The 13,823-nt window shown below is 41.9% G+C and carries 14 protein-coding genes and 1 pseudogene; 13 read left to right on the forward strand and 2 right to left on the reverse strand.

Features of this window, described 5'->3' with window-relative positions; translation table 11 throughout:
• The first annotated feature begins 108 nt into the window (after positions 1–108).
• The gene (gene ciaR / locus B7721_RS06120) at positions 109–783 is read left to right on the forward strand and encodes a two-component system response regulator CiaR (protein WP_000590635.1); all 675 of its coding nucleotides are present in this window, start codon (positions 109–111) and stop codon (positions 781–783) included.
• Positions 773–2,110 (forward strand): sensor histidine kinase, encoded by a 1,338-nt coding sequence (locus tag B7721_RS06125; RefSeq protein ID WP_084878062.1) that lies wholly within the window; start codon positions 773–775, stop codon positions 2,108–2,110. Before ciaR ends, B7721_RS06125 begins: the two co-directional genes overlap by 11 nt.
• Positions 2,111–2,174: 64 nt before the next feature.
• On the opposite strand, the gene B7721_RS06130 is transcribed toward B7721_RS06125, so the two are convergent.
• Positions 2,175–2,459, reverse strand: a complete 285-nt coding sequence (locus tag B7721_RS06130; protein WP_042902374.1) for a DUF3270 domain-containing protein — start codon at positions 2,457–2,459, stop codon at positions 2,175–2,177.
• A 383-nt stretch (positions 2,460–2,842) separates the two neighbouring features.
• Here B7721_RS06130 and B7721_RS06135 point away from each other — a divergent pair, with 383 nt between their 5' ends.
• The 8 genes and pseudogenes from B7721_RS06135 (at position 2,843) to deoD (ending at position 10,229) form a co-directional block, all read left to right on the forward strand.
• Positions 2,843–3,898: an ABC transporter permease gene (locus B7721_RS06135; RefSeq protein ID WP_084878064.1), complete on the forward strand. Its 1,056-nt coding sequence runs from the start codon at positions 2,843–2,845 to the stop codon at positions 3,896–3,898.
• A 13-nt stretch (positions 3,899–3,911) separates the two neighbouring features.
• Positions 3,912–4,592: an ABC transporter ATP-binding protein gene (locus B7721_RS06140; RefSeq protein ID WP_084878066.1), complete on the forward strand. Its 681-nt coding sequence runs from the start codon at positions 3,912–3,914 to the stop codon at positions 4,590–4,592.
• 124 nt (positions 4,593–4,716) lie between these two features.
• A complete protein-coding gene (locus tag B7721_RS06145; protein WP_084878068.1) occupies positions 4,717–5,646 on the forward strand; it encodes a peptidase U32 family protein in 930 nt (309 codons plus the stop codon).
• 105 nt (positions 5,647–5,751) lie between these two features.
• Positions 5,752–6,435, forward strand: a complete 684-nt coding sequence (rpiA, locus tag B7721_RS06150; protein WP_084878070.1) for a ribose-5-phosphate isomerase RpiA — start codon at positions 5,752–5,754, stop codon at positions 6,433–6,435.
• Positions 6,436–6,458: 23 nt separating this feature from the next.
• On the forward strand, positions 6,459–7,670 hold the full coding sequence (locus tag B7721_RS06155; RefSeq protein ID WP_084878071.1) for a phosphopentomutase: 1,212 nt from the start codon (positions 6,459–6,461) through the stop codon (positions 7,668–7,670).
• Between the two features lies 1 nt (position 7,671).
• Positions 7,672–8,227, forward strand: a pseudogene (locus B7721_RS06160) (DUF1697 domain-containing protein); the annotation flags it as partial.
• A complete protein-coding gene (locus B7721_RS06165) occupies positions 8,228–9,037 on the forward strand; it encodes a purine-nucleoside phosphorylase (RefSeq protein ID WP_084878866.1) in 810 nt (269 codons plus the stop codon).
• 481 nt (positions 9,038–9,518) lie between these two features.
• Positions 9,519–10,229, forward strand: coding sequence for a purine-nucleoside phosphorylase (gene deoD / locus B7721_RS06170; RefSeq protein WP_025171735.1), 711 nt, complete (start codon positions 9,519–9,521; stop codon positions 10,227–10,229).
• 32 nt (positions 10,230–10,261) lie between these two features.
• On the opposite strand, the gene pavA is transcribed toward deoD, so the two are convergent.
• Complete coding sequence (gene pavA / locus B7721_RS06175; protein ID WP_084878073.1) at positions 10,262–11,917, reverse strand: Rqc2 family fibronectin-binding protein PavA; 1,656 nt, start codon at positions 11,915–11,917, stop codon at positions 10,262–10,264.
• A gap of 104 nt (positions 11,918–12,021) precedes the next feature.
• Here pavA and ybeY point away from each other — a divergent pair, with 104 nt between their 5' ends.
• The 3 genes from ybeY to era are packed head-to-tail and all read left to right on the forward strand — an operon-like array spanning position 12,022 to position 13,811.
• Positions 12,022–12,519 carry an rRNA maturation RNase YbeY gene (ybeY, locus tag B7721_RS06180; protein ID WP_084878075.1) on the forward strand — a complete coding sequence of 166 codons (498 nt, stop codon included), beginning with the start codon at positions 12,022–12,024 and terminating at the stop codon, positions 12,517–12,519.
• Complete coding sequence (locus B7721_RS06185) at positions 12,500–12,895, forward strand: diacylglycerol kinase family protein (RefSeq protein WP_084878076.1); 396 nt, start codon at positions 12,500–12,502, stop codon at positions 12,893–12,895. The genes ybeY and B7721_RS06185 overlap by 20 nt, the downstream gene beginning before the upstream one ends.
• A 16-nt stretch (positions 12,896–12,911) precedes the next feature.
• Positions 12,912–13,811, forward strand: coding sequence for a GTPase Era (gene era / locus B7721_RS06190; protein ID WP_000143274.1), 900 nt, complete (start codon positions 12,912–12,914; stop codon positions 13,809–13,811).
• Positions 13,812–13,823: the final 12 nt, after the last annotated feature.

The following is a 13,823-nucleotide window of genomic DNA, read 5'->3' on the forward strand; positions in this document are numbered from 1 at the left end:
TCGTTCGAAACGTAAACAAAAACTCAACTTTCTATCTTAAAAGAAGAGAGAGTTGAGTTTTTTTTAAGGCAATTTTGGTATAATAATCATAACAAGGAGGAGTTTCTGATGATAAAAATCTTATTAGTAGAAGATGACCTGGGCCTGTCAAACTCAGTATTTGACTTTTTAGATGATTTTGCAGATGTCATGCAGGTTTTTGATGGAGAGGAAGGTCTCTACGAAGCAGAAAGTGGCGTTTATGACTTGATTCTGCTTGACCTGATGTTGCCTGAAAAAAATGGCTTCCAAGTTCTGAAAGAATTGCGTGAAAAAGGAATTACGACACCAGTCCTTATCATGACCGCTAAGGAAAGTTTGGATGATAAGGGACATGGTTTTGAGTTGGGGGCAGATGACTACCTCACCAAACCTTTCTACTTAGAAGAACTTAAAATGCGGATTCAAGCCCTTCTCAAGCGTTCAGGAAAGTTTAACGAAAATACCTTGACCTATGGGGATGTAGTCGTCAATCTTTCAACGAATGAAGTGAAGGTGGAAGACACGCCTGTGGAACTGCTCGGAAAAGAGTTTGAGTTGTTGGTTTACTTCCTTCAAAATCAAAATGTTATTCTTCCCAAGACACAAATTTTTGACCGTCTATGGGGATTTGATAGCGATACGACGATTTCCGTTGTAGAAGTCTATGTCTCAAAAGTTCGTAAGAAATTGAAGGGGACAGCCTTTGCTGAAAATCTTCAAACCTTGCGTAGTGTCGGGTATATTTTAAAAGATGTTCAATAAACTAAAAAAAACATGGTATGCGGATGATTTTAGCTATTTCATTCGAAACTTTGGAGTGTTCACCTTGATTTTCTCTGCTATGACCTTGATTATCCTTCAGGTCATGCATTCGAGTCTCTACACCTCTGTAGATGAAAAACTCCAAGCTCTTAGTAGTAGTCCCCAAGCGGTTATCCAGTTAGCCCTTAATCGGGCAACCGAAGAAGTCAAGGATATCCAACCCGCAACAGCGGATGCCAACAAGGCTGAAATCAAGCCCAATGTTAGCTCCAATACAGAAGTTTTGCTTTTTGACAAGGATTTTAACCAACTCTTACTGGGCAATCGCTTTTTAGGCTTGGATAAGATCAAGCTGGACAAGAAAGAATTGAATCATATTCGTCAAATCCAAGTCGTCAATAGCTATGGTCAGGAAGAAACCTATCGAATGGTCTTGATGGAAACCAACTCTTCCTCCGTATCAAGCAATGTCAAATATGCAGCGGTTCTAATCAATACCAGCCAGCTTGAGCAAATCAGCCAAAATCACGAGCATTTAATTGTTGTAGTCATGGCTAGTTTCTGGCTCCTGTCTTTAATTGCCAGTGTTTACCTGGCACGTGTCAGTGTCAAACCGCTACTGGAAAGCATGCAAAAGCAGAAGTCCTTTGTTGAAAATGCGAGTCACGAACTGAGAACGCCTTTGGCCGTTTTACAAAATCGGTTAGAGAATCTCTTTCGAAAACCAGAGGCAACGATCATGGAATCCAGCGAAAGTATTGCTTCGAGCCTTGAAGAAGTTCGCAACATGCGCTTCCTCACGACCAATCTTCTCAACCTTGCACGCCGCGATGATGGAATCAAACCAGAAATAGCAGAAGTATCACCACAGTTCTTTAAGACGACCTTTGCTAACTATGAGTTGATTGCTTCTGAAAATGATCGAGTTTTTAACTACGAAAATCGGATTTATCGTCCCTTTATGACCGATCAGTTGCTCCTAAAACAGCTCATGACCATCTTATTTGACAATGCCATCAAGTATACAGAAGAAGATGGGAAAATTGAGTTTGTAGTTCATGCTACAGATCGCCACCTCTATCTAACAGTAACGGATAACGGAATTGGAATTTCAGCTGCTGATAAGAAGAAAATCTTTGACCGTTTTTACCGTGTAGACAAGGCGAGAACCCGTCAGAAAGGTGGCTTTGGTCTTGGACTATCTTTAGCCAAGCAGATCGTAGATGCCTTACGAGGAACGATTAGCGTCAAAGATAACAAACCTAGAGGAACAATATTTGAAGTTAAGATCGCTATTCAATCTCCTTCAAAACGAAAGAATAAATAAAAAAGACAGTTAGATAACTGTCTTTTTTGATAACTAGAAAAGAGGTTGGTAGTAGTACCAACCTTTATTTTGAAAATTTTCGTTTCATCATCTTTCGTTGAAGTTGTAAAAGGGCGAAACTAAGACCCATTGCAGCGATAAAGGACAAAGCTGTATTTAATTTTATAGCTAAAAAGATAAAACTAAAAAGTGCCATAAAAATACAGAAACAAGCGATATTTACAAAAAATAAAATCTCTTTTAGGTTAGGGCCAACTGGGGCTTCAGGTGTGTAATCTTGGTAAAGCGGAGTTTGTTTCGATTCGGGAGCTTGTTCAAACTCATAAGCTTCTAGTTTTCTTGCGGACATGATTCTCTCCTTAACAGTACATAACTATTTTATCATTTTTTATGCAAAGAATTATTACAGGATTGTTACAAAACTACTAAAGTCTCTTATCAACTTCTAAGTCTCTCTTCTTGACACCCACTAGGGAAAATGATAGCATGGATGTTACACTTAAAACAGATGACCTGACCTTCTTAATTATAAATATACTGAGAAAGGAAAGGATAACTTATATAAATTGATAGCAAGCTGAGGCTTTTCCTAAGATGATTTGTTGAGTTGCTACCTGGATACTTTTGAAAAGTATAGGTAGGAGTTGTTTTGAATGGATGGAAGGACAGAGATTCTGTCTATTGGACTGGGTGGCTTTTTGCTACCTCTGGGAAAAGTAAAAGGAGATAAGCATGTATCTTGCTATCAAAGAGATATTACGAAACAAACTTCGATATAGTTTGATTCTAACTACCATTTTTCTTATCGCTTTTATGGTCTTTTTTATGACCAGTCTAGCTCTTGGTCTTGTGCGAAACAACCGAGCAGCTATTGATAATTGGCAAGCGACGGGGGTGGTTTTATCTGACTACGCAAATGATAATTTGACGGCATCTTTTATTCCTGAAAAGGACTACAAGGATAAGAGTTCTGAAGAGGCTGCTCCATTGGGCTATATGTTTGCTGTGACCAACCTAGTTGATGGTAGTGAAAAGGTCAATGTTTCCATCTTTGCTCAAGACTGGGACTCTTTTATCTCCCCTAGTTTGACGGAGGGTCGTTATCCTGAGGGAGATGATGAGGTTGTCGTGGATCAGTCCTTTGAGAACTATGGAATGAAGTTAGGTGATGCCATTCAGCTCAATGGAAGCGAGTCAAGTTACAAGATTGTAGGCCTGACTCAAGGAAATAAGTTTTTCACCGAGCCTGTTGTCTTTACGAGTCTGACAACTTATTGGACCTTACAAGGAACCTTGAAGGCCAATCGTTCCATCTCTGCCTTAGTTTTAAAAAATGACATAGAAGTGGTCGGGGATGGTCTGAAACAGATTTCCATTCCAAAAATGATATCGAAAATTCCTGGTTACACACCTCAGGTTAATGTATTTTCAGGAATGATTCTTGCTATGATTGTCATTACAGGCTTGATTGTGGGGATTTTTGTTTATATCATTACCATCCAAAAACTAGGTCTTTATGGAATAATGCGGGCTCAGGGAATACAGATTAAAACCATTGTATGGTCTCTATTCTGTCAAATCTTCCTCCTAGCTGGTATGGGGATTGCTTTAGCCTTGCTGGCAATTGGAGGAGTGATTTTAGTCTTACCAGCTACCTTCTTTTTCTATCCAAGTTGGATAGCCTACTCTGTCCTAAGCTTGGTAATTTCCTTGATGGCCCTTCTAGGTGGTGTCATTTCACTTCCACGCTTACTAAAGGTGGACCCGATTACTGCAATTGCAGAATGATAAGGAGAATAGTATGACAGCATTGATAGAAATGAATCAAGTGACAAAAACCTACGGGGAAGGAAAGATGAGAGTCGTAGCTCTGCATGAGACGAATTTTCAGCTAAATGCGGGAGAGTTCGTAGCTATCGTTGGGCCTTCTGGCTCTGGCAAGACGACCTTTCTAACAACTCTAGGACAACTACAGGAAGCTTCGAGTGGAAAGATTCTAGTCAAAGGGAAGGAAACAGGCAGTTTGACGGAGAAGGAAAAAACAGATCTCCGTTTTAGAGAGTTTGGTTTCATTCTCCAGGCTTCAAACTTAATTCCTTTTCTAACGGTCAAGGAACAGCTGGATTTGATAGACAGACTAGATAAGGGAAAAAATAGTAAAAGTGACCGAAAAGAGCTCTTTGACTTGTTGGATTTGGAAAAAGTTCAAAATCATTATCCCAAAGCTCTATCGGGTGGCGAACGTCAGCGTGCCGCGATTGCTAGAGCGCTCTATAACAATCCAAGCATTGTGCTTGCAGATGAGCCGACAGCCAGTCTTGACACTGAGCGTGCCTACCAAGTAACGGAGATGCTGGCTGCCATTGCCCATGAACAAGGCAGAGGAGTTGTCATGATTACACATGATACACGCCTTCTTGATAAGGTTGACCGTATTTATGTCATGAACGATGGCCACCTAGTTGAAGAAACACATGTATAAAATAGAGTGAATGGTACAAGTTACCGTTCACTTTTTGATTACAAACTTTAAAAAAGACTTTGACTTTTTATAAAACTCCTAGTATTCATAGCTGATTTCTGAGAAATGTGGTATAATTTTCCTTATGGAAAAGATTATCATTACAGCAACTGCTGAAAGTATTGAACAAGTTGAACAGTTACTTGAAGCTGGCGTAGACCGTATCTATGTTGGTGAGAAAGATTTTGGCCTTCGTCTGCCAACAACCTTTAGTTATGAAGACTTACGCACCATCGCTAATCTCGTTCATGAAGCAGGCAAGGAACTGATTGTCGCGGTTAATGCCCTCATGCACCAAGATATGATGGACCGTATCAAGCCTTTCCTAGACTTCTTGGAAGAAATCAAGACAGACTATATTACTGTTGGGGATGCAGGTGTCTTTTACGTGGTCAATCGCGATGGCTATTCCTTTAAGACCATCTACGATGCTTCAACCATGGTGACAAGTAGTCGTCAGATTAACTTCTGGGGGCAAAAGGCAGGCGCCTCTGAGGCGGTTTTGGCGCGTGAAATTCCATCTGCTGAACTCTTCAAGATGCCAGAGATTTTGGAAATTCCTGCTGAAGTATTGGTTTATGGGGCTAGTGTCATTCACCATTCTAAGCGTCCGCTCTTACAAAACTACTATAACTTCACGCACATCGATGATGAAAAGACACGTAAACGTGACCTCTTCTTAGCAGAACCGAGTGACCCTGAGAGCCATTACTCTATCTTTGAAGATAATCATGGTACTCACATCTTTGCCAACAATGACCTTGATTTGATGACCAAATTAACAGAATTGGTGGAGCATGGTTTTACTCATTGGAAACTTGAAGGACTTTACACCTCAGGTCAGAATTTTGTAGAAATTGCTAAACTCTTTATTCAAGCGCGTGGCTTGATCCAAGAGGGGAATTTCAGCCATGACCAAGCCTTCTTGTTAGATGAGGAAGTGCGCAAGTTACACCCTAAAAACCGTTTCCTCGACACAGGATTCTATGACTACGATCCTGATATGGTTAAATAGGACACCAAAACCCGAAATAAAAATGTTCGGGTTTTTCCAGTGTATCCATGAAATAAAAACGGATACATGTTATAATAAAAATAGCTCTTTAATGGAGGTGCTTAAGTGGAGAATCTGAAAAAGATGGCAGGTATCAAGGCTGCTGAGTTTGTCAAGGATGGTATGGTTGTTGGACTCGGTACTGGATCAACTGCCTACTATTTCGTAGAAGAAATCGGTCGTCGGATTAAGGAAGAAGGTTTGCAGATTACTGCTGTGACAACTTCCAGTGTGACCAGTAAACAGGCTGAAGGACTAAACATCCCACTCAAGTTGATTGATCAAGTGGACTTTGTCGATGTGACGGTTGACGGGGCGGATGAAGTAGATAGCCAGTTTAACGGAATCAAAGGCGGAGGTGGTGCCCTTCTGATGGAGAAGGTTGTCGCAACGCCCTCAAAAGAATACATTTGGGTGGTGGATGAAAGCAAACTGGTCAAGAAACTAGGTGCTTTTAAATTGCCAGTAGAAGTGGTTCAGTATGGTGCAGAACAGGTCTTTCGTCGGTTTGAGCGAGCTGGCTACAAACCAAGTTTCCGTGAAAAAGACGGCCAACGTTTTGTGACCGATATGCGGAACTTTATCATTGACCTAGCCTTGGATGTCATTGAAGATCCAATTGCCTTCGGACAAGAATTGGACCATGTCGTTGGTGTCGTAGAGCATGGCTTGTTCAACCAAATGGTGGATAAGGTCATCGTAGCGGGACGAGGTGGTGTTCAGATTTTAACTTCAACAAAAGCAAGATAACTAAAATAATAAGGAGACAGACTATGTCAAAATTTAATCGGATTCACTTGGTGGTACTGGATTCTGTGGGAATCGGTGCTGCACCAGATGCCAATAACTTTGTCAATGCAGGGGTGCCAGACGGTGCTTCTGACACACTAGGACACATTTCAAAAACAGTTGGTTTGAATGTGCCAAACATGGCTAAAATCGGTCTAGGAAATATTCCTCGCGAAACGCCGCTGAAGACTGTTCCAGCTGAAAGCAATCCAACAGGTTATGCAACAAAATTGGAAGAAGTTTCCCTTGGTAAGGATACCATGACTGGTCACTGGGAAATCATGGGACTCAACATTACCGAGCCTTTCGATACTTTCTGGAACGGTTTCCCAGAAGAAATCTTGACAAAGATTGAAGAATTTTCAGGGCGCAAGGTCATTCGTGAAGCCAACAAACCTTACTCAGGTACAGCTGTTATCGATGATTTTGGACCTCGTCAGATGGAAACTGGGGAGTTGATTATCTATACTTCAGCTGACCCTGTTTTGCAGATTGCTGCCCATGAAGACATCATTCCTTTGGATGAATTGTACCGTATTTGTGAATACGCTCGTTCGATTACTCTTGAGCGTCCTGCCCTTTTAGGCCGTATCATTGCCCGTCCGTATGTTGGCGAGCCAGGAAACTTCACTCGTACAGCTAACCGTCGTGACTTGGCCGTTTCCCCATTTGCACCAACTGTTTTGGATAAATTGAACGAAGCTGGCATCGATACTTACGCTGTTGGTAAAATCAACGATATCTTTAACGGAGCTGGTATCAATCATGACATGGGCCACAACAAGTCAAACAGCCACGGAATTGATACATTATTGAAGACCATGGGACTTGCTGAGTTTGAAAAAGGATTCTCCTTCACAAACTTAGTTGACTTTGATGCCCTTTACGGCCACCGCCGCAATGCTCATGGTTACCGTGATTGCTTGCATGAGTTTGATGAACGCTTGCCTGAAATTATCGCAGCTATGAGAGAGGATGACCTTCTCTTGATTACTGCTGACCATGGAAATGACCCAACCTATGCAGGAACAGACCACACTCGTGAATATATCCCACTTTTAGCTTACAGCCCTAGCTTTAAGGGAAATGGTGTCATTCCAGTTGAACATTTTGCAGATATCTCAGCAACAGTTGCGGATAACTTTGGTGTGGAAACTGCCATGATTGGGGAAAGTTTCTTAGATAAATTGGTATAAGATGAAACGCTATGCTTTACTGGTAAGGGGCATTAATGTCGGTGGCAAGAATAAGGTTGTTATGGCGCAACTTCGTCAAGAATTGACAGAGTTGGGAGTGGAAAAAGTTGATACCTACATCAACAGTGGCAATATTTTCTTTACTTCGACAGATCCCAAAGCCCAATTGGTTGAAAAGTTAGAGGATTTCTTTGCAGTCCATTATCCATTTATCCAGAGCTTTTCTTTGCTGAGTCTAGAGGACTTTGAAGCGGAACTTGAAGATCTGCCTGAATGGTGGACCAAAGATTTGGCACGAAAGGACATCCTCTTTTATACCGAGGACTTGGATGTGGCTCAAGTCATTGAGAAAGTTGAAAGTTTGGAACTGAAAGATGAAGTGGTTCATTTTGGAAGACTTGGGATTTTCTGGGGGAAATTCTCTGAAGAATCTTACTATGCAACTGCCTATCATAAGTACTTGCTCAAGATGCCTTTTTATCGCAACATCACCATTCGCAACGCAAAAACCTTTGACAAAATAGGTCAAATGCTAAAAAAATAATAAAGGAGACACAATGACGTTTTTAAATAAGATCAAGGAAACAGCTGCTTTCTTGAAAGAAAAGGGTATCCAAGCACCTGAGTTCGGTCTAATCCTTGGATCAGGACTTGGAGAATTGGCAGAGGAAATCGAAAATCCTGTTGTAGTAGACTATGCAGATATTCCAAACTGGGGCCGTTCGACAGTAGTAGGTCACGCTGGTAAATTGGTATATGGTGATCTTGCAGGTCGCAAGGTCTTGGCTCTTCAAGGTCGTTTCCATTTCTACGAGGGAAATCCTCTTGAAGTCGTGACTTTCCCAGTACGTGTGATGAAAGTTCTTGGATGCGAAGGTGTCATTGTAACCAATGCAGCTGGCGGTATTGGATTTGGTCCTGGTACCTTGATGGCTATCTCAGACCATATCAATATGACGGGGCAAAACCCATTGATGGGTGAAAACTTGGATGATTTTGGTCCACGTTTCCCAGATATGTCTAAAGCCTACACACCAGAATACCGTGCTACTGCCCATGAAGTGGCTAAAAAACTTGGTATCAAGCTTGATGAAGGTGTCTATATCGGTGTAACAGGTCCGACTTATGAAACACCTGCAGAAATTCGTGCCTATAAGACATTGGGAGCAGATGCAGTTGGTATGTCCACTGTTCCTGAAGTTATTGTGGCCGCTCACTCAGGCTTGAAAGTTCTCGGTATTTCATGTATCACTAACCATGCTGCTGGTTTCCAAGAAGAACTCAACCACGAGGAAGTTGTAGAAGTGACTGAACGTGTCAAAGGCGACTTCAAAGGCTTGCTTAAAGCGATTCTTGCTGAATTGTAATGAATACTTATCATAGAAAGGTAGAGTGAAGTGTTCAAATTTGAACACGAGCGGAAAACTTTTCTAAAAATATTGAAAGGTAGGGTAGTTTGGTTTTAAATTGAGCCCGTGCTGTTCACCTATTTGTCATCAAAATTAAGAAAGAAAGGAATTGAACCCACCCTAAAAGCAGTGGGAAAAAGATAGTTGGTCTAGCGAGCATCGCTCACTGCACCCAATTCCTATTTTCCCTTTGCTTTGTGTCGGGTTTGGTATCTTTTTGACTATCACATTTAGAATAAAGAAAGGTAGAGTTAAGTGTTCTGATTTGAACACGAGCGGAAAACTTTTCATAACAATAAAAGAAAGGATGGGTAAACCGTATTTGCTGAACTGAATACGGGCGGAGAACTGTGTAAAAAAGATAAACTGTCTAGCATCTGTGATGCTTCGTCAGTTTCCTATTTTTACTTTGTTCTCTGTCGCCCTTTATATCTTAACTATGTCTATCCATATTGCTGCTCAGCAGGGTGAAATTGCTGATAAAATTCTTCTTCCGGGGGATCCTCTTCGTGCTAAGTTTATTGCGGAGAATTTCCTTGAAGATGCTGTTTGTTTTAACGAAGTGCGTAACATGTTTGGCTACACTGGTACTTACAAGGGTCACCGTGTATCTGTCATGGGAACTGGTATGGGAATGCCGTCCATTTCTATATATGCGCGTGAGTTGATTGTAGACTACGGAGTGAAGAAATTGATCCGTGTGGGAACTGCGGGCTCTTTGAATGAAGATGTCCACGTCCGTGAATTGGTTTTGGCGCAAGCAGCTGCAACCAACTCAAACATCATTCGCAACGACTGGCCACAGTATGATTTCCCACAAATCGCTAGTTTTGACTTGCTAGACAAGGCCTACCATATCGCCAAAGATCTCGGTATGACCACCCACGTTGGGAACGTTTTGTCATCAGATGTCTTTTACTCAAACTACTTTGAAAAGAACATCGAACTTGGTAAATGGGGAGTTAAGGCTGTGGAAATGGAAGCAGCAGCTCTTTACTATCTTGCTGCCCAACACCACGTTGATGCACTTGCTATCATGACCATTTCTGATAGCTTGGTCAATCCAGATGAAGACACTACGGCAGAAGAACGCCAAAATACCTTCACTGATATGATGAAGGTTGGTTTGGAAACCTTGATTGCAGAGTAAAATGTAAACGAAAATCCTGATTTCAAGTGGAATCAGGATTTTTTCATAGATGCGATTTTTTCTGGGTCTGGTGTGACACGGAGGGTCTTTTGCCCTGTGTAGGTTACAAAACCGGGTTTGCCACCAGTTGGTTTATTGAGTTTCTTGACTTCAATCATATCCACCTGCACGAGATTTGACAAACGCCCTTTGGAGAAGTAGGCAGCTAGTTCGGCCGCATCTGTCTTGACTTCATCAGATGGGTCAAGATTGCCTGAGATGACGACATGACTTCCAGGAATGTCCTTGGCATGGAACCAAAGTTCCTCCTTGCGGGCCATTTTAAAGGTCAATTCCTCATTTTGCAGGTTGTTTCGTCCAACATAGATAATGGTTTTGCCATCGCTCGCTAGATACTGTTCTGGTTTTTTGCGTTTCTGGATTTTTTCACGTTGGCGTCTTCTAATAAAGCCTGTTTGGATCAATTCTTCACGGATTTCAGCGATTTCTTCTAGTCCAGCTTGGTTGAGAACGGTCTCCACACTTTCTAGATAGAGAATGGTTGCCTTGGTTTCTTCAATCAGCTCAGTAAGGTATTTGACAGCTTCTTTGAGTTTCTGGTAACGCTTAAAATAGCGTTGGGCATTCTGACTGGGAGTCAAGGCCTTATCAAGCGCAATGGTGATAGGTTGATTGGTGTAGTAGTTGTCCAAGGTAACCTGATCTTGGTCATTAGGCACTTGGTGGAGGAAGGTTGTCAACAATTCCCCTTTTTGGCGAAATTCCTCAGCATTGTCTGTTGCCAGTAACTCTTTTTCTTGTTTTTTAAGCTTGTGACGATTTTTCTGAAGTTCATTTTCAACACGACGAATCAGTTCACTGGCTTGCTGTTTGACGCGATCCCGTTCAGCCTTGTCCTTATAGTAGGTGTCCAGCAAGTCAGAAAGGCTGTTAAAAGACTCTCCCACCTGATTTACAAAAGGAACTGGGCTGAAGGAAGTCTCTGTTAGGAAAGGTTTGGTTTCTTGCCCAAAGAAGTTTCGGAAAGTAGACAGTTTATCACTGATAAGAATGTTTTCCAATTCATTTGCCGTATCACGTCCTAGACCTTGAAAGAGGCTTTGAAGATTTTTGGCTTTTAGCTCTTGAGTCTGCAGGATTTCAAAGAGCTTTTCATCCTTGACAGTATAAGGATTGAGAGATTCGGTACTAGGCGGAGCAATATAGGTTGAACCTGGAAGTAAGGTGCGGTAGCTATTTTGTGAAAAGCCGACGTGTTTGATGACTTCGAGGATTTTATGGCTACTTTTATCTACGAGGAGAATATTACTGTGTTTGCCCATGATTTCGATAATCAAGGTAGCCTGGATATGGTCTCCAATCTCGTTTTTATTGGAAACGGTAATTTCCACGATACGGTCGTTTTCGACTTGCTCAATCGACTCAATCACGGCACCTTGTAAATACTTCCTCAAAACCATGATAAAGGTAGAAGGTTGAGCTGGATTTTCAAAGGTCGTTTGGGTTAGCTGAATGCGTCCAAATACGGGATGAGCAGAGAGGAGCAGGCGATGACTTTGGCGATTGCTGCGGATTTGCAAGACCAACTCTTGTTCAAAAGGTTGATTGATTTTCTGGATGCGACCATTGACCAACTCTCTTCGCAATTCCTCAATCATGTGGTGTAAAAAAAATCCGTCAAATGACATCGTTCTCTCCTTGTGTTTGTATTCCATAGTATTATATCAAAAAGGTAGAATAAAATCATGGAAATATGGTATAATAAAGCCAAGTAAAGAGAATCGAGAAGTACATGTATATTGAAATGGTAGATGAAACTGGTCAAGTTTCACAAGAAATCTTGCAACAAACCCAAGAGATTTTGGAATTTGCAGCCCAAAAATTAGGCAAAGAAGACAAGGAGATGGCAGTTACTTTTGTGACCAATGAGCGTAGTCACGAACTCAACCTCGAGTATCGTGATACAGATCGCCCGACAGATGTCATTAGCCTTGAGTATAAGCCAGAGTTGGACATTGCCTTTGACGAAGAGGATTTGCTTGAAAATCCTGAATTAGCAGAAATGATGTCCGAGTTTGATGCCTATATTGGGGAACTTTTCATCTCTATCGATAAAGCGCATGAGCAGGCTGAGGAATACGGCCACAGCTTCGAGCGTGAGATGGGTTTCTTGGCGGTACACGGCTTTTTACACATTAACGGCTATGATCACTACACTCCGGAAGAAGAAGCGGAGATGTTCGGTTTACAAGAAGAAATTTTGACAGCCTATGGACTCACAAGACAATAAACGAAAATGGAAAAATCGTGACCTTGTATCCAGTTTGGAATTTGCCCTGACAGGCATTCTGACTGCCATCAAGGAAGAACGCAATATGCGAAAACATGCAGTGACGGCTCTAGTAGTTATCCTTGCAGGTTTTGTTTTTCAGGTGTCACGGATCGAATGGCTCTTTCTCCTAATGAGCATTTTTTTGGTAGTAGCCTTTGAGATTATGAACTCCGCTATCGAAAATGTGGTGGATCTAGCCAGTCACTATCACTTTTCTATGTTGGCAAAGAAAGCCAAGGACATGGCGGCAGGAGCTGTGCTAGTGGTCTCTCTTTTTGCTGCAGTGACAGGTGCACTTATCTTTATCCCACGCATTTGGGATATACTATTTTAAACTATAAGAGGAAATTATGACATTTAAATCAGGCTTTGTAGCCATTTTAGGGCGTCCCAATGTTGGGAAGTCAACCTTTTTGAATCACGTCATGGGGCAAAAGATTGCTATTATGAGTGACAAGGCGCAGACAACGCGCAATAAAATCATGGGGATTTACACCACGGATAAGGAACAAATCGTCTTTATCGACACGCCAGGAATTCACAAGCCTAAGACGGCTCTTGGAGATTTCATGGTGGAATCTGCCTACAGTACTCTGCGTGAAGTGGATACTGTTCTATTCATGGTGCCAGCTGATGAGCCACGTGGTAAGGGCGACGACATGATCATCGAGCGTCTGAAAGCTGCCAAGGTTCCAGTTATTTTGGTGGTCAATAAGATTGACAAGGTCCATCCAGACCAGCTTTTGGCTCAGATTGATGACTTCCGTAACCAGATGGACTTTAAGGAAATTGTTCCGATCTCAGCCCTTCAAGGAAATAACGTTTCTCGTCTAATTGACATCCTCAGTGAAAATCTAGAGGAAGGTTTCCAGTATTTCCCAGCTGATCAAATCACAGACCATCCAGAGCGTTTCTTGGTTTCAGAAATGATTCGTGAGAAAGTCTTGCACCTAACTCGTGAAGAGATTCCTCACTCAGTTGCAGTGGTAGTTGACTCCATGAAGCGTGATGAAGAGACAGACAAGGTCCATATCCGAGCAACCATCATGGTCGAGCGTGATAGCCAAAAAGGCATTATCATCGGAAAAGGTGGGGCTATGCTCAAGAAAATTGGGACCATGGCCCGTCGTGATATCGAACTCATGCTAGGGGACAAGGTTTTCCTAGAAACTTGGGTCAAGGTCAAGAAAAACTGGCGTGATAAAAAGCTAGATTTGGCTGACTTTGGCTATAATGAAAAAGAATACTAAGTAGAGGTGGGC

Source organism: Streptococcus oralis subsp. oralis, assembly GCF_002096445.1.
Classification (GTDB): Bacteria; Bacillota; Bacilli; order Lactobacillales; family Streptococcaceae; genus Streptococcus; species Streptococcus oralis_N.

What these genes read in the sequence shown, in the direction of transcription:
- ciaR (WP_000590635.1), top strand. Translation starts at nt 109, where the DNA reads ATGATAAAAATCTTATTAGTAGAAGATGACCTGGGCCTGTCAAACTCA.
- B7721_RS06125 (WP_084878062.1), top strand. Translation starts at nt 773, where the DNA reads ATGTTCAATAAACTAAAAAAAACATGGTATGCGGATGATTTTAGCTAT.
- B7721_RS06130 (WP_042902374.1), bottom strand. Translation starts at nt 2,459, where the DNA reads ATGTCCGCAAGAAAACTAGAAGCTTATGAGTTTGAACAAGCTCCCGAA.
- B7721_RS06135 (WP_084878064.1), top strand. Translation starts at nt 2,843, where the DNA reads ATGTATCTTGCTATCAAAGAGATATTACGAAACAAACTTCGATATAGT.
- B7721_RS06140 (WP_084878066.1), top strand. Translation starts at nt 3,912, where the DNA reads ATGACAGCATTGATAGAAATGAATCAAGTGACAAAAACCTACGGGGAA.
- B7721_RS06145 (WP_084878068.1), top strand. Translation starts at nt 4,717, where the DNA reads ATGGAAAAGATTATCATTACAGCAACTGCTGAAAGTATTGAACAAGTT.
- B7721_RS06155 (WP_084878071.1), top strand. Translation starts at nt 6,459, where the DNA reads ATGTCAAAATTTAATCGGATTCACTTGGTGGTACTGGATTCTGTGGGA.
- B7721_RS06165 (WP_084878866.1), top strand. Translation starts at nt 8,228, where the DNA reads ATGACGTTTTTAAATAAGATCAAGGAAACAGCTGCTTTCTTGAAAGAA.
- deoD (WP_025171735.1), top strand. Translation starts at nt 9,519, where the DNA reads ATGTCTATCCATATTGCTGCTCAGCAGGGTGAAATTGCTGATAAAATT.
- pavA (WP_084878073.1), bottom strand. Translation starts at nt 11,917, where the DNA reads ATGTCATTTGACGGATTTTTTTTACACCACATGATTGAGGAATTGCGA.
- ybeY (WP_084878075.1), top strand. Translation starts at nt 12,022, where the DNA reads ATGTATATTGAAATGGTAGATGAAACTGGTCAAGTTTCACAAGAAATC.
- B7721_RS06185 (WP_084878076.1), top strand. Translation starts at nt 12,500, where the DNA reads ATGGACTCACAAGACAATAAACGAAAATGGAAAAATCGTGACCTTGTA.
- era (WP_000143274.1), top strand. Translation starts at nt 12,912, where the DNA reads ATGACATTTAAATCAGGCTTTGTAGCCATTTTAGGGCGTCCCAATGTT.